The organism is Brevundimonas sp. GW821-FHT12E07 (assembly GCF_058807035.1).
The window spans coordinates 1409547-1430909 of sequence record NZ_JBXAQH010000001.1; the positions used below are offsets into that span (position 1 = coordinate 1409547).

Annotated in this window: 19 protein-coding genes; 8 read left to right on the plus strand and 11 right to left on the minus strand. The window is 68.5% G+C overall.

The genetic code is table 11. The features are described from left to right. Positions 1–118 precede the first annotated feature (118 nt). Positions 119–367 carry a hypothetical protein gene (locus AC1ROD_RS06620; RefSeq protein ID WP_492947448.1) on the minus strand — a complete coding sequence of 83 codons (249 nt, stop codon included), beginning with the start codon at positions 365–367 and terminating at the stop codon, positions 119–121. Positions 368–509: 142 nt separating this feature from the next. Between AC1ROD_RS06620 and AC1ROD_RS06625 the strand changes: the two genes are divergently transcribed. Next, on the plus strand, positions 510–1004 hold the full coding sequence (locus tag AC1ROD_RS06625) for a hypothetical protein (protein ID WP_492947449.1): 495 nt from the start codon (positions 510–512) through the stop codon (positions 1002–1004). A gap of 3 nt (positions 1005–1007) precedes the next feature. Here the strand turns inward: AC1ROD_RS06625 and AC1ROD_RS06630 are convergent, their stop codons facing one another. The 3 genes from AC1ROD_RS06630 to AC1ROD_RS06640 form a co-directional block, all read right to left on the minus strand. Continuing rightward, positions 1008–1349, minus strand: coding sequence for a VOC family protein (locus AC1ROD_RS06630; RefSeq protein WP_492947450.1), 342 nt, complete (start codon positions 1347–1349; stop codon positions 1008–1010). A 191-nt stretch (positions 1350–1540) separates the two neighbouring features. Beyond that, positions 1541–2734 carry a thiolase family protein gene (locus tag AC1ROD_RS06635; protein WP_492947451.1) on the minus strand — a complete coding sequence of 398 codons (1194 nt, stop codon included), beginning with the start codon at positions 2732–2734 and terminating at the stop codon, positions 1541–1543. Between the two features lie 119 nt (positions 2735–2853). Continuing rightward, complete coding sequence (locus tag AC1ROD_RS06640; protein ID WP_492947452.1) at positions 2854–3723, minus strand: acyl-CoA thioesterase; 870 nt, start codon at positions 3721–3723, stop codon at positions 2854–2856. Between the two features lie 191 nt (positions 3724–3914). Between AC1ROD_RS06640 and AC1ROD_RS06645 the strand changes: the two genes are divergently transcribed. From AC1ROD_RS06645 to AC1ROD_RS06655, 3 genes are all read left to right on the plus strand, one after another. Continuing rightward, positions 3915–4421 (plus strand): winged helix-turn-helix transcriptional regulator, encoded by a 507-nt coding sequence (locus AC1ROD_RS06645; RefSeq protein WP_492947453.1) that lies wholly within the window; start codon positions 3915–3917, stop codon positions 4419–4421. 36 nt (positions 4422–4457) lie between these two features. Beyond that, entirely contained in the window at positions 4458–5588 is a 1131-nt protein-coding gene (locus AC1ROD_RS06650; protein ID WP_492947454.1) for a zinc-binding dehydrogenase, read from the plus strand. A gap of 86 nt (positions 5589–5674) precedes the next feature. After that, positions 5675–7009, plus strand: coding sequence for an APC family permease (locus tag AC1ROD_RS06655; protein ID WP_492947455.1), 1335 nt, complete (start codon positions 5675–5677; stop codon positions 7007–7009). A 5-nt stretch (positions 7010–7014) separates the two neighbouring features. On the opposite strand, the gene AC1ROD_RS06660 is transcribed toward AC1ROD_RS06655, so the two are convergent. From AC1ROD_RS06660 to AC1ROD_RS06690, 7 genes are all read right to left on the minus strand, one after another. After that, entirely contained in the window at positions 7015–7971 is a 957-nt protein-coding gene (locus AC1ROD_RS06660; RefSeq protein ID WP_492947456.1) for an SDR family NAD(P)-dependent oxidoreductase, read from the minus strand. 85 nt (positions 7972–8056) lie between these two features. After that, a complete protein-coding gene (locus tag AC1ROD_RS06665; protein ID WP_492947457.1) occupies positions 8057–8671 on the minus strand; it encodes a hypothetical protein in 615 nt (204 codons plus the stop codon). 577 nt (positions 8672–9248) lie between these two features. Then, the gene (mnmA, locus tag AC1ROD_RS06670) at positions 9249–10463 is read right to left on the minus strand and encodes a tRNA 2-thiouridine(34) synthase MnmA (protein WP_492947458.1); all 1215 of its coding nucleotides are present in this window, start codon (positions 10461–10463) and stop codon (positions 9249–9251) included. Between the two features lie 134 nt (positions 10464–10597). Further along, complete coding sequence (gene sciP, locus AC1ROD_RS06675; RefSeq protein WP_207867961.1) at positions 10598–10882, minus strand: CtrA inhibitor SciP; 285 nt, start codon at positions 10880–10882, stop codon at positions 10598–10600. Between the two features lie 170 nt (positions 10883–11052). Then, a complete protein-coding gene (gene flgE, locus AC1ROD_RS06680) occupies positions 11053–12525 on the minus strand; it encodes a flagellar hook protein FlgE (RefSeq protein WP_492947459.1) in 1473 nt (490 codons plus the stop codon). 44 nt (positions 12526–12569) lie between these two features. Beyond that, complete coding sequence (locus tag AC1ROD_RS06685; protein WP_492947460.1) at positions 12570–13280, minus strand: flagellar hook assembly protein FlgD; 711 nt, start codon at positions 13278–13280, stop codon at positions 12570–12572. Between the two features lie 4 nt (positions 13281–13284). Further along, on the minus strand, positions 13285–15078 hold the full coding sequence (locus tag AC1ROD_RS06690; RefSeq protein ID WP_492947461.1) for a flagellar hook-length control protein FliK: 1794 nt from the start codon (positions 15076–15078) through the stop codon (positions 13285–13287). Between the two features lie 395 nt (positions 15079–15473). On the opposite strand from AC1ROD_RS06690, the gene flgK reads away from it, so the two are divergent. The 4 genes from flgK (at position 15474) to AC1ROD_RS06710 (ending at position 21283) form a co-directional block, all read left to right on the plus strand. Continuing rightward, positions 15474–17597 (plus strand): flagellar hook-associated protein FlgK, encoded by a 2124-nt coding sequence (flgK, locus tag AC1ROD_RS06695; RefSeq protein ID WP_492947462.1) that lies wholly within the window; start codon positions 15474–15476, stop codon positions 17595–17597. Then, entirely contained in the window at positions 17594–18523 is a 930-nt protein-coding gene (locus AC1ROD_RS06700; protein ID WP_492947463.1) for a flagellin, read from the plus strand. The genes flgK and AC1ROD_RS06700 overlap by 4 nt, the downstream gene beginning before the upstream one ends. A 73-nt stretch (positions 18524–18596) precedes the next feature. After that, positions 18597–19838, plus strand: coding sequence for a putative DNA modification/repair radical SAM protein (locus AC1ROD_RS06705; protein ID WP_492947464.1), 1242 nt, complete (start codon positions 18597–18599; stop codon positions 19836–19838). Continuing rightward, complete coding sequence (locus tag AC1ROD_RS06710) at positions 19838–21283, plus strand: UdgX family uracil-DNA binding protein (protein ID WP_492947465.1); 1446 nt, start codon at positions 19838–19840, stop codon at positions 21281–21283. The genes AC1ROD_RS06705 and AC1ROD_RS06710 overlap by 1 nt, the downstream gene beginning before the upstream one ends. The last annotated feature ends 80 nt before the right edge of the window (positions 21284–21363 follow it).

Here is a 21363-nt window from a genome sequence, read left to right on the forward strand (position 1 = left end):
ACCTGAACACCGCCCCCGTCCGGACGCCCGCCCAGACTCCTGCTCAAACCCCGCCTGCGGCGCGTCCGGGCAGCGACCTGACCCGCAGCCTGAACGGTGGTCCTCCCGCGCGGGCCGACTATCTCGCCCAGCCGCCTGCTCCGACGACGACGGCGCCCGCGACCACAGCCCCCGCGACGACGCCACGCACGACGGCCCCGGCTCCTACGCGCACGGCGCCGGCCACGACGCCTGCTCCGACCCGGGCCGCGCCGTCGACCACGCCTCCAGCCACGCGCTCCACCACGCCGCAGCCCACGCCCGCGCGGCCGACCGCGCCGACCACGACTCCGCCCCGCGCGCCCGCGACAGTGGCGCCGCGAACCACGGCCCCGAACCCGGCCCCGCCGCGTACGGCCCCGGTAACGGCAGCGCCGACGACCCGGGCTCCGGCTACAGCGCCGACGACGACACCCCGGCCGGCGCCGCCCGTAACCGCTCCGGTGACGGCGCCTGTGACGAGCGCGCCCGTGACGACGTCCGCGCCTGGCGGCCGGGTCTATGCGCCGCCGGTCCTGCCGGGCAGCCAGCCGGCGGCGACCGTTCAGCCTGCCCCCGTGCCCGCGCCGATGCCCGCCCCGGCCGAGCCTCCGCCGCCGATGACGGTGCTCAATGCGCCCGCCGTCGCGGCCCTGCCGTTCAGGGTCGATCTGCCCAACGGGTTCCGCATCACCACCAGCCGGCCGGGTCCGGACTTCAACGTCTATACGATCCGGCGCGGCGACCAATCGTTCGTCATGGTCTATGTCGGGCCGTCATCGCAGTTTCCGATCTATGACGGCGAGATGGTTCAGGCGGGCGGCCGCGCCTCGATCGTCGTCAACGAGGGCGGCCAGAGGCATGCGATGGAGCATCTGTTCCAGCGTGCGACGGCGCCGAAGGAGATCCACGTCTGGGTCTCCAGCCTGGACGGCGCCGACGAGGCTCTAGCCGAACGCATCGCCCAGTCTGTCGACGCCAAATAAGACCTAGGTCTCGGACCAGACGGCCAGCTCGCTGCCTGCCGGATCCGTGAAGTGGAAGCGCCGCCCGCCGGGGAAGGCGTAGATCGGCTTGACGATGACGCCGCCCGCCGCCTCGACCTTCGCCTGCATGGCGTCAAGGTCGTGGGCGTAGAGGACGGGCAGGGGGTGGGGGCTGGCGTCGCCCACGTGCCCGTTGAAGCCGCCGTCCAGACCTTCGCTGAAGGCGGCGTATTCAGGGCCGTAGTCCTGGAAGCGCCAGCCGAAAGCGGCGCCGTAGAAGGCTTTCACAGCCAGGACGTCGGTGGTCGGGAATTCCAGATAGTCCAGCTTGCCGTCTTCACGCATGTTCTCGTTCCGTTCATGAAAAGCCGCCGAAAAGGGGCTTGCCACACGAAGCACTCGCGCGCAATCTTGAGAACTATTCGCAGTCGCAGAGTCGCCGTGATGATCGTGCTGGCCACCGGACCCCACGCCCTCAGCCGTCTTATGGAGGCGGACCGGACGGCAGGCTGCGGGTCCAGCCTGCCGCCTAAAGATCAGGCCAGTTCGACCGCCATGGCCACGGCCTCGCCGCCGCCGATGCACAGGGATGCGACGCCCTTCGTTCCGCCCCGGGCCTGAAGCGCGCCGAGCAGGGTGGCCAGAACGCGGGCGCCCGAGGCGCCGATCGGGTGACCCAGAGCCGTGGCGCCGCCGTTCACGTTCAGCTTGGCGTGGTCGATGCCCAGTTCCTGCATGGCGATCATGGGGACGACGGCGAAGGCCTCGTTGACCTCCCACAGATCGACGTCCTCGACCGACCAGCCAGCCTTCTTGAGCGCCTTCTGGATCGCGGGCACCGGGGCGGTGGTGAACAGGCCCGGCTCATGGGCGTGGGCCGAGTGGCTGACCACCCGGGCGACGATCGGCAGACCCATGGCCTTGGCCACGCTTTCACGGGTCATGACCAAAGCTGCTGCGCCATCGCTGATCGAGGCCGAGGAGGCGGCGGTGATGGTGCCGTCCTTGGCGAAGGCGGGCTTCAGGCCCGGGATCTTCTCCGGCATGGCCTTGCCGGGCTGCTCGTCCTCGGAGACGGTGACCGTACCCTTGCGGCCCGCGACCTCGACCGGGGTGATCTCGGCCTTGAAGGCGCCCGAGGCGATGGCGGCGACGGCGCGGTTCAGGCTTTCGACCGCATAGGCGTCCTGGGCCTCGCGCGTGAACTGATAGGTTTGGGCCGAGTCCTCGGCGAAGGAGCCCATGGGCTTGCCGGGCGAATAGGCGTCTTCCAGTCCGTCCATCATCATCGAGTCGACGATGACGTCATGACCGATGCGGGCCCCGGCGCGGTGCTTGTTCATCAGGAAGGGGGCGCCGGTCATCGATTCCATGCCGCCCGCGACGATGATGTCGGCCGAACCGGCGGCGAGGCTGTCACTGGCCATCATCACGGCCTGGAGGCCCGAGCCGCACATCTTGTTCAGGGTGGTGGCCTCGACCGACTTCGGCAGGCCGGCGCCCAGGGCCGCCTGACGCGCCGGGGCCTGGCCCAGGCCGGCCGGCAGGACGCAGCCCATATAGATCTGGTCGATCTTGTCGGGCGAGACGCCCGCGCGCTCGACCGCCGCCTTGACGGCGGTGGCGCCCAGCTCGGTCGACTTCACGCCCGCGAAGGCGCCCTGGAAACCGCCCATGGGCGTGCGGGCGAACGAGACGATGACGACGGGATCGTTGGAAGAAGCGGTCACTGGGTGTTTCCTTGCGGAGAAGTGTTGGGGCCTAGATCGTCGGTCTGGTCGTCGGGTTCAAGCGTCGCGGCGTCAGGCACAGCCAAAGCGTCGCGGGGTCAAGACTTTGTCCTCAGGCGTCAGGCTTGAGAATCGGGGGCCAGGCGGGGCGGGCGCACGGGCGCCAGTTTGCGCCGCTGACGGCCGAGCGCGAGGATACGGCCGTCGCCGCTGCGCACGATCAGGTCGTCCACGGTCCAGCCGCCGCCCAGATCGGCCAGGGTGAACTCGAAGAAGGCCCAGCCGTCGGGCGCCGTCTCGGGCGTGATGTCGGCGATGAAGTCGTAGCGCAGATCGACCGTCGCCATGGCCAGCGGCTTGGTGATCGCCGTCCAGGCGGGCGGATAGAGGGCGTCCATCAGATAGCAGAGCCGTGCCTCGTCCAGCGGCGCCCCGTCATTGGTGCGCATCCACAGCCGCTCTCCAGCCTTGTCGCCCGGAAGGCCCTGCAACAGGCTGGGGCCCGTTTCGAGCCGATAGTCGACATAGCGCGAGAAGCGCGGCGCCAGCGGGCCGTGCAGGGTGCGGGCGGGGTCGATGCTGTCCAGCGGGGGCGGGGGGATGATCGGGCCCGGCGTCACCGGGGCATTGGCGTCGTCCTGACCATAGGTGGCCTGGGCGTGGTGGGTCAGGCGCTCGCCCTGACGCACGTCCAGCCCGGCGAAGGCCGCGCTGCGCCCGCCGCGCATCAGCCGGGGCGTGAAGACGATCGGGGCGTCATAGGCGGGCGCCGCCAGATACTGGATCGACAGGCTGCGAAGGGGTGCGGTCAGGCCCAACCCTTCACGCAGGGCGTTGGCGCACAGGGCCGCCAGCAGGCCTCCGAAGGGAAAACCCTTCTCCGGCGGCATGGCGATGGGGCCGTTGGAGAACTCGCCGTCGATCGTGCCCGTCAGCCCCTCCGGGCCGGGCGTCAGGATCAGGGCGTCGGCGAGGAGGGGAAGGGTCATGACAGGCGGATTAGCGTCCAAAGGAGACGGGCGGAAGACCAGCCTCCGCCCGCACAAGTCGAGGAATGCAGGAGCCGCCGCCAAACCCGTTGGGGATTTTGCGCCACGTCCGTTGCCAAACGAGACTGACGCAGAGGGTTCGGTTTGGCAACCCACTTGCAAAAAGCCTGACGCGAGGTCACCTTCCGTCCATGGGCCGTACCGCAGACTATTCAAAACAAAGCTGTTCCATCGCCGCGACGCTGGAAGTCATCGGCGATCCGTGGACGCTGCTGGTGATCCGCGACGCGTTTCAGGGCCTGACCCGCTTCGAACAGTGGCAGGAGCGGCTGGGCGTGGCTCGCAACGTCCTGGCCGCGCGCCTGAAGACCCTGGTCCAGCACGGGGTGCTGGAACCGCGCCTCTATTCCGAACGGCCGCCGCGCAACGAATATGTCCTGACCGCCAAGGGCAAGGACCTGTCGGCGGTGCTGGTGACCCTGCACGCCTGGGGCAACAAGCACGTCTATGGCGACACCGACAGCGGCGTGGATCTGGTCCACAAGACCTGCGGCCACACCCTGAACCCCCGCATCGCCTGCGCCCACTGCGAGGAGATCGTGAAGGGCCGCGACATCGTCCTGACCCGCAAGGCCAACCGCCCCACCGTCGGCGACGTCATGCCCAAGGACGCGACGGCGGACGAAGAGGCCGCCTGACGCTTTAAACGGCGTCGGCTTTCAACCGGAGTTTCCATGACCCAATCCCTTCCCGCGACCGGGCTTCAGCTCCGGTCGTTGATCACGGCTGACGGACGGCTGGAGCTGTCGCTGGCCGAGGTTCCGGTCGCCGCGCCCGGTCCGGACGAGATCGTGGTGCGGATCCAGGCCACGCCGATCAATCCGTCGGACCTCGGCCTGCTGGTCGGGGCGGCGGACATGTCGACCTCCCGCGTGGAGGGCGACATCACCGTCGCCGATGTGCCGGCACAGGGGATGCGCGCCATGGCCGGGCGGCTCGGCGAATCCATGCCGGTCGGCAATGAGGGCGCGGGCATCGTCGTGGCTGCGGGGGAGGGCGCCGGAGCCCAGGCCCTGATCGGCAAGACCGTCGCCATCCTGGGCGGCGAGATGTACGGCCAGTACCGGACGATCCGCGCCGACGCGGCCCTGCCGTTGCCGGCCGACGCCACGGCGGCCGACGGCGCGTCCTGCTTCGTCAATCCGCTGACGGCCTTGTGCATGGTCGAGACCATGCGCGCCGAGGGCCATACGGCTCTCGTCCACACGGCGGCGGCGTCCAACCTCGGACAGATGCTCAACAAGCTGTGCCTCAAGGACGGGATCGGACTGGTCAACGTCGTGCGCAGCGAGGCCCAGGCCGAAATCCTGCGCGGGCTGGGCGCCTCGCATATCGTCAACTCGACCTCGCCCGACTTCATGAGCGAACTGATCGAGGCCCTGGTCGCGACCGGCGCGACCCTGGCCTTCGACGCCATCGGCGGCGGGAAACTGGCGGGTCAGATTCTGACGGGAATGGAGGCGGCGGCCAACCGCACGGCGACGACCTACAGCCGCTACGGCTCCTCGGTGCACAAACAGGTCTATATCTACGGCGCGCTGGACACGAGCCCGACCGAGCTGAACCGGGCCTTCGGCCTGTCCTGGGGCGTCGGCGGCTGGCTCCTGACTCCGCGCTATGCCGGTTTGCCCGCCGAGCGTCGCGGCGCCCTGCGCCAGCGGGTGGTGGGCGAGCTGAAGACCACCTTCGCCAGCGCCTATGCGGGCGAGATCTCCCTGCGCGACGTCCTCAAGCCCGAGGTCATCGCCGTCTACAACCGCCGCGCCACGGGCGAGAAATATCTGATCAATCCGTCCCTGGACTGAGCATCCGCGGCTGCGGGATCATTGATCCCCGCCGCCATCGGTGATCTATCGAAGGCAGGCGAGTGGGGCTTGCCGGGGATGTATCGATGACGACCGAAGACGGCGGGGCCGACCGCGGCCATCTGTTGCGCGTGCTGGGGGTCGCCTTCGGGGTGGCCGTCATCGTCGGCGGCACCATAGGGCAGGGCATCCTGCGTAGTCCCGGCGTGGTCGCCGAGGGCGGAAAGACGCCGTTCCTCATCATCGGCCTGTGGCTCTTGGGCGGAGCCATCGCCTTGATCGACGCCATGTCGACGGTCGAACTGGCCTCCTCGATCCGCAAGACCGGCGGCCCCTTCATCTTCGCGCGCCGGGCCTATGGCTCCATGGGCGGACTGGCCGTCGGGATCGCCGACTGGTTGGGCAATATGGGCGGGATCGCCTTCGTCTCGGTGGTGTTCGCCGAATATCTGCATCGTCTGGGCATCGCGACGAGCCTGCCGCTGGGGATCATCGCCCTGCTTCTGGTCTGTGTCGTCGGCGTGGTCCAGTCGCTGGGCACCAAGGTCGGCGGGCGCTCGCAGGAGGTTGGCAGCGCCATTAAGGCGGTGCTGTTCCTGCTGCTGATCGGCGGCCTGCTGCTGGCGCCGCGCGGCGCGCCGGTCGCGACCCCGGTCTCGCCCGGCATGGCGACGGCCCTGACGATCAGCGGCATCGTTGTCGCGATGCGCGCCATCTTCGGCACCTATCAGGGCTGGAACTCGGCCGCCTATTTCTGCGAGGAGGTCAGGGATCCCGCCAAGGCCATCGCCCGCGCGACCTTCTCCGGCATCGCCGTGGTCACGGGCATCTATGTGCTGGTCAACCTGGCCCTGCTGCACGTGATGACTCCGGCCGAGATGGCGGGCTCGAACCTGGTCGCGGCCGATGCGGCGGAGCGGGTGTTCGGGACCGCGGCCGATCCGATCGTCACCGGCATCAGCCTGATCGCCCTGGTGACCATCATCAACGCCATGGTCATGGTCTTCCCCCGCGTCCTGTTCGCCATGGCGCGCGAGTTCGAGATCGCGCCCCTGACCCGCGTGACGCGGGTCGGGACCCCGATCACGGCCGTGATCGCGACGGTCGTCGTGGGCGGAGGTCTGGCCCTGATCGGGGTCTATGAGACCCTGCTGGCCTTCTCGACCTCGATCCTGGCCCTGATGGGGGTGGCGGTGAACGCCGCCGTCATCGTGATGCGGCGCAAGGAGCCCGATCTGGAGCGGCCGTACCGGATGCCCCTCTATCCCCTGCCGGCCATCGTCGCCTTCGTCATCAACCTGGCCCTGTTCGTCGCCTTCGTCCGCGAGGATCCGGTCACCTCACTGCAGGCCTTCGCGGCGCTGGCGGTGCTGACGGTCGTGGGCTGGTGGCTGACGCGAGGGCGGCACGCGGGCGGCTGAGACGCTCAGAAGGTTTCGCCCACCATCCGCTCGCTCAGCTTCCACAGGGCCGCCGCCCGGTCGGGATCGACAGCATAGGGCCTGACGCCACCGCGGATCAGCGGGTCGGAGACGACCTCCGCGACGTGACAGTCCTCGCAATACCGGCCGCCGACAGCCTCGGCAGGGGCGACCACGGCGGCCCAGACCGACGTCGCCGCGCCTTCGGGAATGGTCTTGTAGCGGAACGGCGGCAGGCCGGCCTTCGCATTGTTCTCGTTGATGGAGGCGATCAGTCGGGCCTCTGCCTCCTGATCCATGTGCCGCCCGAGCTCGGTCTGGATACCGCCGGGGTGGACGGCGGTCGCGCGGACGCCGCGATCCTTCCAGCGCCGGTCGAACTCCACGGCGAACAGGATGTTGGCCGTCTTCGAACGGCCATAGGCGACGAAGGGCGCGTATTCGGTGCGCTCGAAGCCCGGGTCGTCCAGATCGACATCGGCGTAGCGATGCCCGGCCGAGGACAGGTTCACCAGCCGTCCGCCGGACCGGATCAGGCCGGCGATCCGGTTGACCAGCACGAAATGCCCCAGATGGTTGGTGCCGAACTGGGTCTCGAACCCGTCGGCGGTCTGGCCGAGGGGCGTGGCCATGACCCCGGCGTTGGCGATGATGACGTCGAACGGCCGTCCGTCGGCGTTCAGGGCGTCGGCGCACGCCCGCACCGAGGCCAGCGAAGCCAGATCCAGCGCGACCAGTTCCAGCGACCCGCCGCCTTCGCGCGCCGCCTCGCGGACACCGGCCGTGGCGCGCTCGGCCTTGTCCAGATCCCGCGCTGCACCGACGACATCGGCGCCGCGGGCCACGAGCGCCCGGGCCGTCTCGACGCCCAGTCCGGCGGAGACGCCGGTGACCAGAATGCGTTTGCCCGTCAGATCGACGCCCGTCAGCGCCTCGTCGGTGGTCGTGAATTCTCCGAACATGCGGGCATCCTTTCAGCGGGCGGGAACGCCCGGAGCGGATATGGCCGCGAAGCCGGAGGGTGCAATGGCGCAGGCTCTCCGATCGTCAGGCCGGAGCTCCCAACTGCTGCAGCAGGGCGTCCCGCTGCATCTGGGAAGCGGTGCGGCGGCGCGAGATGGCGCCGGTCTGGTCAGCCAGAGCCATGGCGGCCTCGTCCTCGCCGGCGGTGATCTTGTCGGCCAGCTGGTCGAGGAGGGCGGCCATCTCGCGTTCGATGCCCGCGCCTTCCTCGAATCCGGCGGTGTAGCGGGTCAGGAAGTCCTGCTGGGCCGGGGTGGACAGGACCGGGTTGTTCCGGTTTTCCGCCTGCTGCTGTCTGGCGGATTCCACGATCCGGTCGGCATCGAGCCGGATTTCGGTCGCTGCGGCGTGGATGGCTGCAGCGCGACCCGACCGATCCAGTGGCGCCTGGTTCCAAAGATCGCGCAGATGGCGGTACCACTGGGCCAAGGCCTTGTCCGACTGGATATTGGCCGCGCTGACGAACCGTTGCGTGCCGACCTGTTGCGAGGTGGTGTCCAGAAGGGCGCATTCGCTGTCCAGCAGCGAGATAACGAGACCGATCTTGGCGAGCTGGAAGGCCTGTTCCGGATTTCGCGATGCGGCCGCGGCGGCGATGGTGTCCATGTAGTCGGCGGCCTGGCGGTCGGTCATGTCCATGAAGGCGGCGAACCGCGCCGGCAGACCCTCGATGTGGGCGATGGGGCCGGCAAGGGCCTCGAATATCGGGGCGGGCCAGAAGGGCCGGGTTGATCGCCAGCTCCGCGACGGGCGGGATGGCCCCCATCGCGGTGCGGTCGCCGGCGAGAAGGGCTAGCTGCTCCGTTTTCCAGCGTGCGGCCGCCGCGGCCGCGCCGGCCTTGTCGCCGGACATCACCAGCTGCTGGATCGGCGCCGATCCGCCGCCCAGGGCCGTCAGATGCCTGACCCGGGCCATCAGGACCTGGTTGTTCTGCGTCGTCCAACGCGCAGTATCCGCCAGCCACTGGCGCATGGCCGCCTGATCCTGAGGCGTCTCGGTCTGCACCGCAGGCGCCGGCTCGGCCCGAACAGGCAATGCGACCGCCATCGGCGCCGCCAGCAGAATCGCGGCCCCACAGGCCGCGCCTTTGAAATGTCTCATGAAGTCCCCCCGAACGCTTTTTGTTGGCCAAAGGGGTGCCTGAAACGGCGAAGCTTGTGAAGCTCTGTTCAACTCAGGCGGGCAAGATCCGAACGACGACTCGCCCCGAATCTCTCAGATCGCGACGGCGGTCGTCGTCTGGATGAAGCCGCCGCCCAGCAGCCGGTCGGGATCGGTCGGGTCGTAGAGGGCGCAGGCCTGGCCAGGCGCGACGCCTTCCTCGCCCGTCTCGAAGGCCACGCCGACGACACCGTCCGTCAGGGTCAGCCGGGCCGGGGAGGGCGGACGGGTCGAGCGGACGCGGGCCAGCACCGGCGCGCCGGCCATCGCCGCCGCCTGAATGTCCGCCTCGTCGCCCAGCCAGTTAGTCTCGTCCAGCGTCAGGCTGGCGGTCAGCAGGGCCTCGCGCGGGCCGACGATGACGCGGCGAAGCGCGGGGTCCAGCTTGGTCACGAACAGGGGTTCGCCCACGGCGACGTTCAGGCCCCGGCGCTGGCCGATGGTGTAGTCGGTGATGCCCGAGTGTTTGCCCAGCACCCGGCCGTCCATGTGCACGATCTCGCCGGCCTCGCGCCCCTGCGGCCGCAGGCGGTCGATGAGGGTGCGGTAATCGCCGGACGGCACGAAACAGATGTCCTGGCTGTCCGGCTTGGCCGCGATGCGCAGGCCCAGTTCGGCGGCGACGCCGCGCACCTGGGGCTTTTCGAGGCCGGCCAGGGGGAAGCGCAGATAGTCGAGCTGGGCCGGGGTGGTGGCGAACAGGAAGTAGGACTGGTCGCGCGAGGGGTCGATGGCCTTGCGCATCTGGGCGCGGCCGTCCGGACCGACGGCGCGGCCGACATAGTGGCCCGTGGCCATGGCCGCGGCGCCCAGATCGCGGGCGACGTCCAGCAGGTCGCGGAACTTCACGGTCTGATTGCAGCGGATGCAGGGCACCGGCGTCTGGCCCGCCAGATAGGAGTCGGCGAACTGGTCGATCACCGCGTCGCGGAAGCGGCTTTCATAATCCAGCACATAGTGGGGGATGCCCAGGGTCTCGGCGGCCAGACGGGCGTCGTGGATGTCCTGACCGGCGCAGCAGGCGCCCTTCTTCTTGAGCGCCGCGCCATGGTCGTAGAGCTGCAGGGTCACGCCCACGACGTCATAGCCCGCCTTGTGCAGCAGGGCGGCGACGACGGTGGAGTCCACCCCGCCCGACATGGCCGCCACGATCCGCGATCCGATCGGCAGCCCGACCGCCAGACGCGCGGCCTCGACCGCCTGATCCATGTCAGCGGGGGCCATGTCGGGAACGGGGCAGAAGTCTTCAGCCAAACTCATCGCCGCCATCTAGTGCGGAACCGGGACAATTTCGAGGTCTGGCCCGCACGTGACGTCACGGTGTGTCTTTCAGGCGGCCCAGACGACAACGGCCGCCCCCGTCGCCGGGTGCGGCCGTCCGTCTTCCCTTGATAGGGAAATCCTTAGGAGCGGTAGCTCTGGATCCGCGTCGTGCGCAGGCCCTGCATGCCCCATTTGTCGATCGCCTTCTGCCAGGCGATGAACTCTTCCGCCGTCAGGCGGTATTGCGAAAGGGCGTCCTCCAGCGAGAGGAGACCGCCGCGAACGGCGGCGACGACCTCGGCCTTGCGGCGGATGACCCACCGGTCGGTATTCGCCGGCGGCAGATCGCGCAGCGTCAGGGGCGTGCCAGTCGGTCCGACCACGTATTGTTCGCCTTTGTTATTCAGGCGTCGCTCTTGCAACATGGGCTTTTGCCTCATCACCAATCACCGTTGATGAGACAATAGCCACGCAGCGCTAAAGGCCGTTTAAAGCTCGTGGTGAAGGAAACGATAAAATCGGATCCCTTCGTCAAGCCCTTCAGGCCAGTATTTAAGCGACGATTCATTGACACTAATGATTAATTACTTGCCGATCAGCGTTTGACGTTGATCAACTCGGCGAGCATCTCGTCTGCGGTAGTGATGATCTTTGACGAGGCCGAATAGGCCCGCTGGGTGGTGATCAGGCCGGTGAACTCGGCCGACAGGTCGACGGTCGAGGCTTCCAGCTGGGAGGCGCCGATGAAGCCGGTGCCGCCGCTGCCCGGGGCCTTGAGGTTATAGGTGCCCGATCCCTGGCTGACCTTGAACGCGTTGCCGTTGGCGGGCGTCAGGCTGTCCGGGCTGGTGAAGGTGGCGATGGCGACCTGGGCGATCTTGCGGGTCACGCCGTTGTCGAAGATGGCGGTCACGAAGCCGTTCTCGTCGATCTCGATGTTCGACAGGTTGCCGAAGGCCGTACCGTTGGTGACCACGGCCTGGACGACGGAGTCGGAGTCGTACTGGGTCAGGCCGCCCGCGGAGGCGTTCAGGTTGAAGGTCAGGTTTTGGTTGTCGATGCCGAGGCCGTCGGCCCATTTGATTTGGCCGGCGGCCGGCGCGGCGGCGTTCGAGGCGCCGAACGAGATGGTGGCGTCGGTCACGTCGGTGAACAGGGCCGCCGAACCCAGGGCGGTCATGGCGTCGACGTCCAGACGGCCATCCTGGGTGAACGCCACGATGCCGCTCTTCAGCTGGCCGTTGGCCAGGGGGGCGCCGGTGATCACGTCACTGGCGGGAACGGCGCGGATTTCGGCGTACCACTGGTTCGGCACGGAGCTCTTCAGGAAGGAGACGGCGACGTTTCGCTGGCCGCCCTTGGAGTCCGACACCGGCACGGTCATTTCGAAGTCCGGCTTGACCCCGGCCAGGGTGTCCGGATCCCACATGGCCATGGAGTTGGTCGTCGGGTCGTAGCGGCCGGCGCCGGCCGGATCGAGCGGGTCGGCGGCATAGGCTGCGGCGGCCTTGGCCTCGGCCGAGACGGGCTGGCTGGATTTCAGGTTGGCGTTCAGCTGGGCGCGGGTGGTGGCCTCGGCGGTGCCGCCGACCGAGCCGACGTTGATCGAGCGCAGACGGCCCAGATCCGACGGGTCGGTGTTCAGATTGCCGTTGCTGTCGACCGGCCAGCCCTGCAGGTAGAGGCCCGCCGTGTTCTTCAGATAGCCGAACTCATCGACGCGGAAGGCGCCGGCGCGGGTGAACAGGCGGGGATCGGTCGGGTCGAGCCCTTCCGCCTTCTGGGTGGTGACGAAGAAGCCCGAGCCCGAGATGCCGAGGTCGGTCGACTCGGTCGTGCGCTGCAGCTGGCCGCCTTGCGAGATGTAGTTGCGGGTGTTGGACAGGACGCCGCCCGCCGAATAGCCGGCGCCGCGCGTCTGGCTGTTGACCACGGTCGAGAACTCGCTGGACACGCGCTTGTAGCCGATCGTGTTCACGTTCGCGATGTTCTGCGAGATGGCGGCCAGGGCGGCCGAGTTGGCCGAGAGGCCCGAGACCCCGGCCAGAAGGGCGCTGTTGATGCTCATGGCGTGTGTTCCTTGAAACTAAACTGTGGAGGTCGGGGAAGGGGTCAGGCGTCGGTGGAAGGGGTGTCGGTCGCCGTGTCGGCGGCCGCGGCGGCCTTCTGCTGCAGCGAGATGACGGTGCTCAGCGGAATGATGGTGTTGCCGACGTTCAGATAGGGGACGTTGTCGTAGAGCTCGACGCCGCTGACGGTGCCGGTCATCAGCACCTGGCTCGAGATGGCGTTGCCTGAAGCGTCGGTGGCGGCGACCTTCAGGGTGTAGACGCCGCCGTCCGACATCTGGCCGCCGGCGGTGGTCTTGCCGTCCCAGGTGAAGTCGTGGGTGCCGGTCTTCAGGTCCGTCGCCGGGCCGGTCCAGACGACCTTGCCGGTGCTATCCAGAACCGAGAGCGTGGCCTTGGTCGCGTCGGCGCCCAGTTCGTAGCTCCAGCTGGCCTTGCCGTCGGTCAGTTTGTCGGCCGACCAGACGGCGGTGACTTCCTTGCCAATGTAGTTGGAGCCGTTGGCCAGGCCGCCGCCGTTCTGGGCCGCGAGAAGGCTGGTCAGCAGATCATTGGTCAGCAGCTGCTGCTGCACGCCGGTCATCTGGGTCAGCTGGGCCGTGAAGTCGGTCGAATCCATCGGCGACAGCGGATCCTGGTTCTTCAGCTGGGCGGTCAGCAGGGTCAGGAAGGTGTCGAAATTCGTCGCCAGGCTGGTCCGGGCGGAATTGGCGTTTGCGGCGGCGGAATCGACTGTGGTGACGGCGGCGACCATCGGATCAGACCTTCATATCCACGCCGCGAGGCGTGAGGGACAGGGATACCCAGGCGGCGGGAGCGGCGGGGAGGGCGTCGGCGGCGTCGGAGAGGCGCGACGCCGAGGCGAAGGCGCGGCTCTGGCGCTGTTCCGAACCCCGGTCGTTGCCGTTCGAGGACGAGGCGTCCTGCTGGGTGAAGCTGAGGGCGTCGTCGGCCAGGGTGAAGCCGGCGTCCTGAAGCTGGCCGCGCAGCTCGTCGGCGCGGGCGCGCAGGTCGGCGGCGGCCAGGGGATTGTCGAAGGCCAGCTGGGCGGTCAGCCGGCCGCTGGCGTCGATGTCCATGCTGACGTTGACCTTGCCGAGGCCTTCCGGCGTCAGCCCCATCTCGAACCGGGTCGAACGTCCGGCGAGCTGGCGGGTGATCTGGGCCGCGATCTGGACCGTGGTTTCCAGCGTCGCCCGCGACAGGCCGGACTGGGCCCCGGACTGGGCGATCGCGGCGGGCGCGGCGCTGGTCGCGGTCGCCGTCGTGGCGGTCTGGGCCGTCGGGACAGTATCGGGGGTCAGGGTAAGCGGCGCGGCGGCGTCCTGCGACTGGGCCTGAACCTGGGCGGCGAAGGCCGAGGTGGAGGCAGAGACGGCGACAACCGGAGTCTGTTCCGTCGAGGCGGCGGATTCGGGGTTGGCCAGCGCCCGGGTTGCGGCGCCCTCGGTGGTCTCGGCCTTGGCGGGGGCGTTGGTGACCACTTCGCCGCGCAGATGAGCGGGCATGCGCGGGGCGGCCTCGGTCGACGCCGGGATCTCGGCAGGAGCCAGGGCGGCGGAAGCGGGCTGCTGCGCCTCAACCGCGACCGGCGCTGCGGCGGGCTGGGCTGCGACGGCCTCGTCAACCTTGGGCGCGGGCTGCGGCGGCGCCACGGAAGCCGACGCGTCTTTCACGGGCGCGGCCTTGACGGCGGCCAGAACCGGTTCGGGCGTCGGGGTTTTGGCGTCGGCCTTCAGGGCCGAGGCCAGAAGATCGCCCACGACGTCGGCGACAGCGCCCGCCACGGGCCCGGCGGTCTCGGCCGCGGCCTGGGCGAGTTCGATAGCGGCGGTCGCGGCGGCGACGGCGGCATCTTCGGCGGGCGCTGCAGTCGGAGCGGCGTCGGCCGTCGCGGGGGAGGCGAGGGTCTGGGCGGCCGCCTGCGCGAAGGCTTCGGTGGCCGACTGCGCCGTGGCCTGCGGGGCGATTTGCGGAGCGATCTGGGGGGCGGTCTGGGCCGGAGCCTCAGGCGCGACTTCGGCGAATTGAACCGGAGTCTGGACCGGAGCCTGCGCGGGGGCGGCATCGATATCCGCGGATACTGACGGCGTGGTCTCAACGGTCGCGGCGGCGACCTGAAGGGTCGGCACAGGCGCCAGGGGCGCCGGCTCGGCCGGGGGCAGGGCGGCGCTGTTCAGCAGAACGGCGGCGTCGGTGCTGTCCTTGGCGGCCTCATCGGCCTTGTCGGCGTCAGCGACGACTGCATCGTCGGCCGCGGCCTCGGCAGGCTTGTCCGTCGCGTTCGCCTTCGTGGCCGCGGTCTCTTTATCCTCGTCTGCGGCGTCGGCCTTCGCGGCCTCGGCTTTGGAGGCGTCCTGTCTGGCGTCGGCCTTGGCGGCGACCTTCTTCGAAGCGGCTTGCTTCGAGGCGGCAGCTGCGGCGTCCCGGTCATCCCGGTCGGCGGCCATCAGGGCGCCGAAGTCATCACCCGTGGCCGAGGCGGCCGTCTTCGCCGCCCGGGTCGGGGCGGGCGGGACGAGCGAGGCAATGGCGGAGGCGGGAAGAGACATGCGTCTGCAGGCGGCTCTGAAGGGATGAGGTCGACGCCTGCTGCGCCCGGGTCATTCGAAGCCTCCATCGCAAAGGTCGGGCCAGTTCCGATTGCGCCGTCAATGCGTTGAAAAGTCGAAATAATGTTCCGAGGCGGCTCGCCCGGCATTTCGCGACCTGCGGCCAAACTTGCCGCGCCTCCGCCGTTTTTTGCCCGGCTCGCGAGGCATTCGTTTCAGGGCTGAAAGCCTGGCCCGGTGTTTGCGCTTCACAGACATCATGATTCACGCGCGATCCACGATTGTCTTTGGTTTCAACGCATTACAGCGGCGTAGCCTTTCTGTGGCCGGGCAAAAAGCGCGCGTCGGCAGGCAGGGCTTGCCGAGCGGCGTTCTGGTGAAGGGGGTCTAGGCCGATGTCGCTCAGCTCGATCCTCAACATCGCCAACAGCGGTCTGGCCACCTCCCAGGCTCAGCTGCGGGTGGTTTCCGACAACGTCGCCAACGTCAACACGCCCGGCTATGTCCGCAAGATCGCCGACCAGGTCGCGCTGACGACCGAGGGCGTCGGTTCCGGCGTCGACATCGCGCGCGTTCGTCTGGCCACCGACCGCTTCCTTCAGGCCGCGAGCCTGAACTCCGGCGCCGAGGCCAACCGTCAGGACGTGAAGTACGAACTGTACGACCGGATCCAGACCCTGTTCGGCGATCCGGGCGGGGATGACGGCTTCTTCTCCCAGATCGACGGGATCTTCTCCGCCTTCGCCGCCACGGCGGAGAATGCGACCTCCTCGCCGCTGCGGCAGGAGGCCTTGTTCAAGACCCAGGCCCTGTTCGACGAGTCCGCGCGCATCGCCGGCCAGATCCAGTCGGTCCGCGAAGACGCCGACGGCCGCATCCAGACGGCCGTGGAAAAGGCCAACGACCTGCTCAAGCAGATCGAGACCCTGAACACCGACATCGCCAAGGCCAAGGCCACCAACGGCGACGCCTCCGGTTCGGAAACGACCCAGGCGACCCTGATCGGCCAGCTGTCCTCGCTGATGGACATCAAGGTGGTTCAACGGAACAACGGCGGCGTCACCGTCCGCACCACTTCGGGCCTTCTGCTGGCGGGCGCGGGCGCGGCGAAGATCGAGTATCGCGCGGCCGGCTCGATCAACGCCGAGAGCAAGTTCGACGACATCTATATCACCGAGCCGGGCGGCCAGAAGCGGTCCCTGACCGAAGGTATGGTCTCGGGCGAGATCAAGGGCTTGCTGGAAACGCGCGACATCGAGGCTCCGGCCGCCGCCGAGCGGCTGGGCGAACTGATGACGCACGTCGCCGACGAGCTGAACCGCGCCCACAACGCCAACTCCTCGGTCCCCGCGCCCAAGACCCTGACCGGCAAGAATGTCGGCCAGACGCTGGAGACGGCGCTGACCGGCTTCACAGGCACGACCAACATCGTGGTGACCAACGCCGCCGGGGCGATCACCACCCGGGTGCCGATTGTCTTCTCTGGCGGGACCATGACGATCAACGGCGTCGCCGCGACGCCCGCGACCTTCCTGACGACGCTGAACGCCCAGCTGGGCGGGGCGGCGACCGCCAGTTTCACCGACGGCAAGCTCAGCCTGACGGCGGCGGGGGCCACGGACGGCGTCGTCATCACCGACGATGCGACTTCGCCCAGCAGCAAGGCGGGCAGGGGTTTCTCCCACTATTTCGGGATGAACGATCTGATCACCACGGATCGTCCAGCCACCTATGACATCGGCCTGTCTGCGACCTCCCTGCATGGCTTCACGCCGGGCGAGACGGTGACCCTGCGGTTCGCCGAGCCGGACGGCACGCGGCTGCGCGACGTGACCGTCACCGTGCCGGGTGGGGCGGGCACGATGTCCGATCTGTTGACGGCGATGAACAACCCCCTGACGGGGGCGGGCCGCTACGGGACTTTCAGCCTGGATTCCTCGGGTTCGGTCGTCTTCAAGGGCAATACCGACCCGGCCGCGACCATGAGCGTGATCCAGGACACCACGACCCAGGTCCCGTCCGGCGTCTCGATGACCGAGCTGTTCGGCCTGGGCGGCGGGGTCCGGGCCTCACGCGCCGACGGCTTCAGCGTGCGGGCCGATGTCTCGGGCAATCCGATGAAGCTGTCGCTGGCCCAGCTGAACCTGTCGGCGGCGGCGGGAACGACGGCCCTGGCCTCCGGCGACGGCCGCGGCGCGCTCGGCCTGGCCGACGCCGGCCAGAAGACGGTCAACTTCCAGGCCAGCGGCGGGTCGGCCGCGGGCTCGCAGTCGGTGTCACGGTATGCCTCGGACTTCTCGGGCGACATCGGCGCACGGGCGGCGGCTGCCAAGACCCGCGCGGCCAGCGCCGACGCGGTCTTCACCGAGGCCCAGACACGCCAGACGGCCTATGAGGGCGTCAATCTCGACGAGGAACTGGTCAATATGACCACCTTCCAACAGTCCTTTAACGCCTCCGCCCGCCTCATTCAGGCGGTCAAGGATATGTACGACACGCTTCTGGGGATGGTCCAATGAGCCGCGTTTCGACCACGGGCAACTACCAGTCGGCCCTGCTGAACCTGATGTCGGCCCAAGCCCAGCAGAACGAGGCCCAGACCCGGCTGTCGACGCAGAAGATCGCGACCGACTCGAAGGGCTTCGGGCGCGGGGCCGAGAGCCTGACCGCCCTGAAGGCCGCGCAGAACCGGGTGCAGGGCTTCATCGACACCGGCACAGCGGTCGCCGACCGTCTGGAGAGCCAGGACCTGGCCCTGAACCAGGTCGGGGACGGCGTCACGGGCGCGCGATCGGCGATCGGCAGCGCCCTGGCCACCGAGAACATCAACACCCTGATGCTGGAGCTGCAGGGCCAGTTCCAGTCGATCCAGAACGGGCTGAACGCCCAGCATCAGGGCAACTATCTGTTCGCGGGCTCCGACTCCTCCAAGGCGCCCGTCACCGTCTCGACCATGGCCGAGCTGAACGCCGCGCCCAGCATCGCCTCGACCTTCACCAACGACAGCCTGCCCCAGACTTCGCGTCTGGGCGAACAGACCACGGTTCGCACCGGATATCTGGCCAATGACCTGGGCACGGCGATCTTCCAGATCTTCAAGGACATCCAGGCCTACAACGACGACCCGGCGACCGGCCCCCTGACGGGCAAGCCGACCGACGCCCAGAAGACCTTCCTGACCGCCCAGCTCAGCCGGCTGGATTCGGCCGGCACGGCGACCATCGAGGTCATCTCGCGCAACGGCGCCCTGGCCAAACAGGTTGAGAGCACCAACGCCAGCCATAAGGCCCAGGCTGACCAACTCGGCGAGATGGTCAACACCAAGACCGAAGCCGACATGGCCAAGGCCGTCACCGACATTCAGCTGGCCCAGCTGGCGGTTCAGGCCTCGGCCCAGGTGATCAGCCAGCTCAAGGACACCTCCCTGCTGAACTACCTGCGGTAGAGGCTAAGTCCTTATCCACATTGATTTTATGGCCACGCTGGACGTTTGTTTCCGATTGGAACATAACACGAACATGGCCCAACTTGATCTACGCCAAAAGCTGGCGGTTCTGGCCGATGCGGCCAAATACGACGCCTCCTGTTCATCCTCCGGCACGTCAAAACGGAACTCCGCCGGCGGCAAGGGGATCGGCTCGACGGAGGGGATGGGCATCTGCCACGCCTATACGCCGGACGGGCGCTGCGTCAGCCTGCTCAAGATCCTGCTGACCAACTTCTGCATCTACGACTGCGCCTATTGCATCAACAGGGTGTCCTCGAACGTCCAGCGGGCGCGGTTCACGGTGCAGGAGGTCGTGGACCTGACACTGAACTTCTATCGGCGGAACTATATCGAGGGGCTGTTCCTGTCCTCGGGCATCATCCGCTCGGGCGACTATACGATGGAGGAACTGGTCAGGGTGGCGCGGTCGCTCCGGTTGGACCACGACTTTCGCGGCTATATCCATCTGAAGCTGATCCCCGAGGCCGATCCGAAGCTGGTCGAGGAGGCGGGCCTCTACGCCGACCGGCTGTCGGCCAATATCGAGGTGCCGCGCGAGGAGGCCCTGAGCCGGCTGGCGCCCCAGAAGGACATCGGGGTCATCAAGAAGGCCATGGGCCAGGTCCGGCTGAAGGTCGAGGCTGCGAAGCCAGAGAAGAAGGACCGGATCAAGCCGCCGAAATTCGCCCCGGCCGGCCAGAGCACCCAGCTGATCGTCGGCGCCGATGGGGCGCCGGACACCGAGATCCTCGACCGCAGCGCCTCACTCTACGGCGGTTACGGCCTGCGCCGGGTCTATTATTCGGCCTTCAGCCCGATCCCGGATTCCAGCGCGACGCTGCCGCTGTCCAAGCCGCCCCTGATGCGGGAACACCGGCTCTATCAGGCCGACTGGCTGATGCGGTTCTACGGGTTCTCGGCGCCTGAGATCGGGGAGGCGACGACCGGCGGGATGCTGGACCTCGCCGTCGATCCCAAACTGGCCTGGGCCCTGAACCGGCGCGAGCTCTTCCCGGTCGATGTGAACACCGCCGACCGCGAGGCCCTGCTGCGGGTGCCGGGGCTGGGGGTGAAGTCGGTCGACCGGATGATCGATGTCCGGCGCTACCGGACCCTGAGGCTGGAAGATGTGGCGCGTCTGTGCCGGGGCATCGACAAGGTCCGGCCTTTCGTCACCGCCCTGGACTGGACCCCCGGCGGCCTGACCGACGCGATCGACCTGCGCGCCCGGCTGACGCCGACGGTCGAGCCGGTCCAGCTGAGCCTGTTCTGATGCGCGTCGCGGTTCTGGCCTCGGAGACCGACTTCGACGGCTGGCGTCAGGCCGCGCGCGCCTTCCGGCTGGCGGGCGTCGCGCCGGCGGAGGCGCGGTTCGTGGTCGGGGAAAACCTGCAGGGCGGGCTGTTCGACGCCACCCCTCCCCAGGACCTGGAGGTGACGCCTGCCGCGCGTCCCCTGCGCGTCCCTCAAGCCTTCGTGGATATGGCCCAGGACGTGGTCCTGCACCGCACCGCGGACCGGTTCGACCTGCTGTATCGCATCCTCTGGCGGCTTCAGGCCGAGCCGGACCTGATGCGGGTGCGTTCGGACCGCGACGTCGCCGACGCCATGGACCGGCAGCGCAACGTCAGCCGCGCCGGCCACAAGATGAAGGCCTTCGTCCGCTTCCGTCAGGCCTTCGACGAGGAGGGCGAATGCTGGGTCGCCTGGTTCGAGCCCGCGCATCGGGTCCTGGCCCGCACCGCTCCCTTCTTCGCCAACCGCTTCACCACCATGCGTTGGTCGATCCTGACGCCCGACGGCTCCTGTTTCTGGGACGGCAAGGCCATGAGCTTCGGCCCGCCCGCCGAGGCCGCTGACGCGCCGCAGGAGGATGAGATCGAGGAGTTCTGGAAGACCTATTACGCCTCCACCTTCAATCCGGCCCGGCTGAAGACGAAGACCATGCAGGGAGAGATGCCCAAGCGGTACTGGAAGAACCTGCCCGAGGCCGCCCTTATTCCGGAACTGGTCGCCGCCTCGGCGGTTCGCACCGACGTCATGGTCGCGACCCCGCACTCCGAACCCAACGCCCGTCTGGCCAAGGCCATCTTCCGTCACAACCGCGACGGCGCCTTCGAGGAGGGCTTCTCGCCATCGAATCTCGACGAACTGCGCCACGGGGTTCAGGCTTGCCGCCGTTGCCCGCTGTGGCGCGATGCGACCCAGGGCGTCTGCGGCGAGGGCCCCTCGCGCGCCAAACTGATGATCGTGGGCGAGCAACCCGGCGATCATGAGGATCTGGCCGGCCGTCCCTTCGTCGGCCCGGCGGGGCAGCTGCTCAACGACGCCCTGCGCGAGGCGGGCATCGACCGGGACGAAGCCTTCGTCACCAACGCCGTCAAACATTTCAAGCACGAGCCGCGCGGCAAGCGCCGTCTGCACCGCACGCCCACGACCAGCGAGGTCACCGCCTGCCGCTGGTGGCTGGATCACGAACGGACGCTGGTTCGGCCCAAGGTGGTGCTGGCCCTGGGGGCGACGGCCTCCCTCGGCGTGCTGGGCCGCAAGGTCGCGGTGACGAAGGAGCGGGGCATGCCGATCCCCATGAACGACGGCTCCAACGCGATCATCACCGTCCATCCCGCCTATCTGCTGCGCCTGCCCGACGAGGCGGCGAAACGGCGCGAGCACGCCGCCTTCATCGAGGACCTCAAACGCGTCCGCCAACTGCTGTGACGCGTAACTGCCACGGTCGACTGAACAACTTGACCATATGGGCGTTCAGAGGCCTCGGGACCGGCTTCGCCATGGGCGTT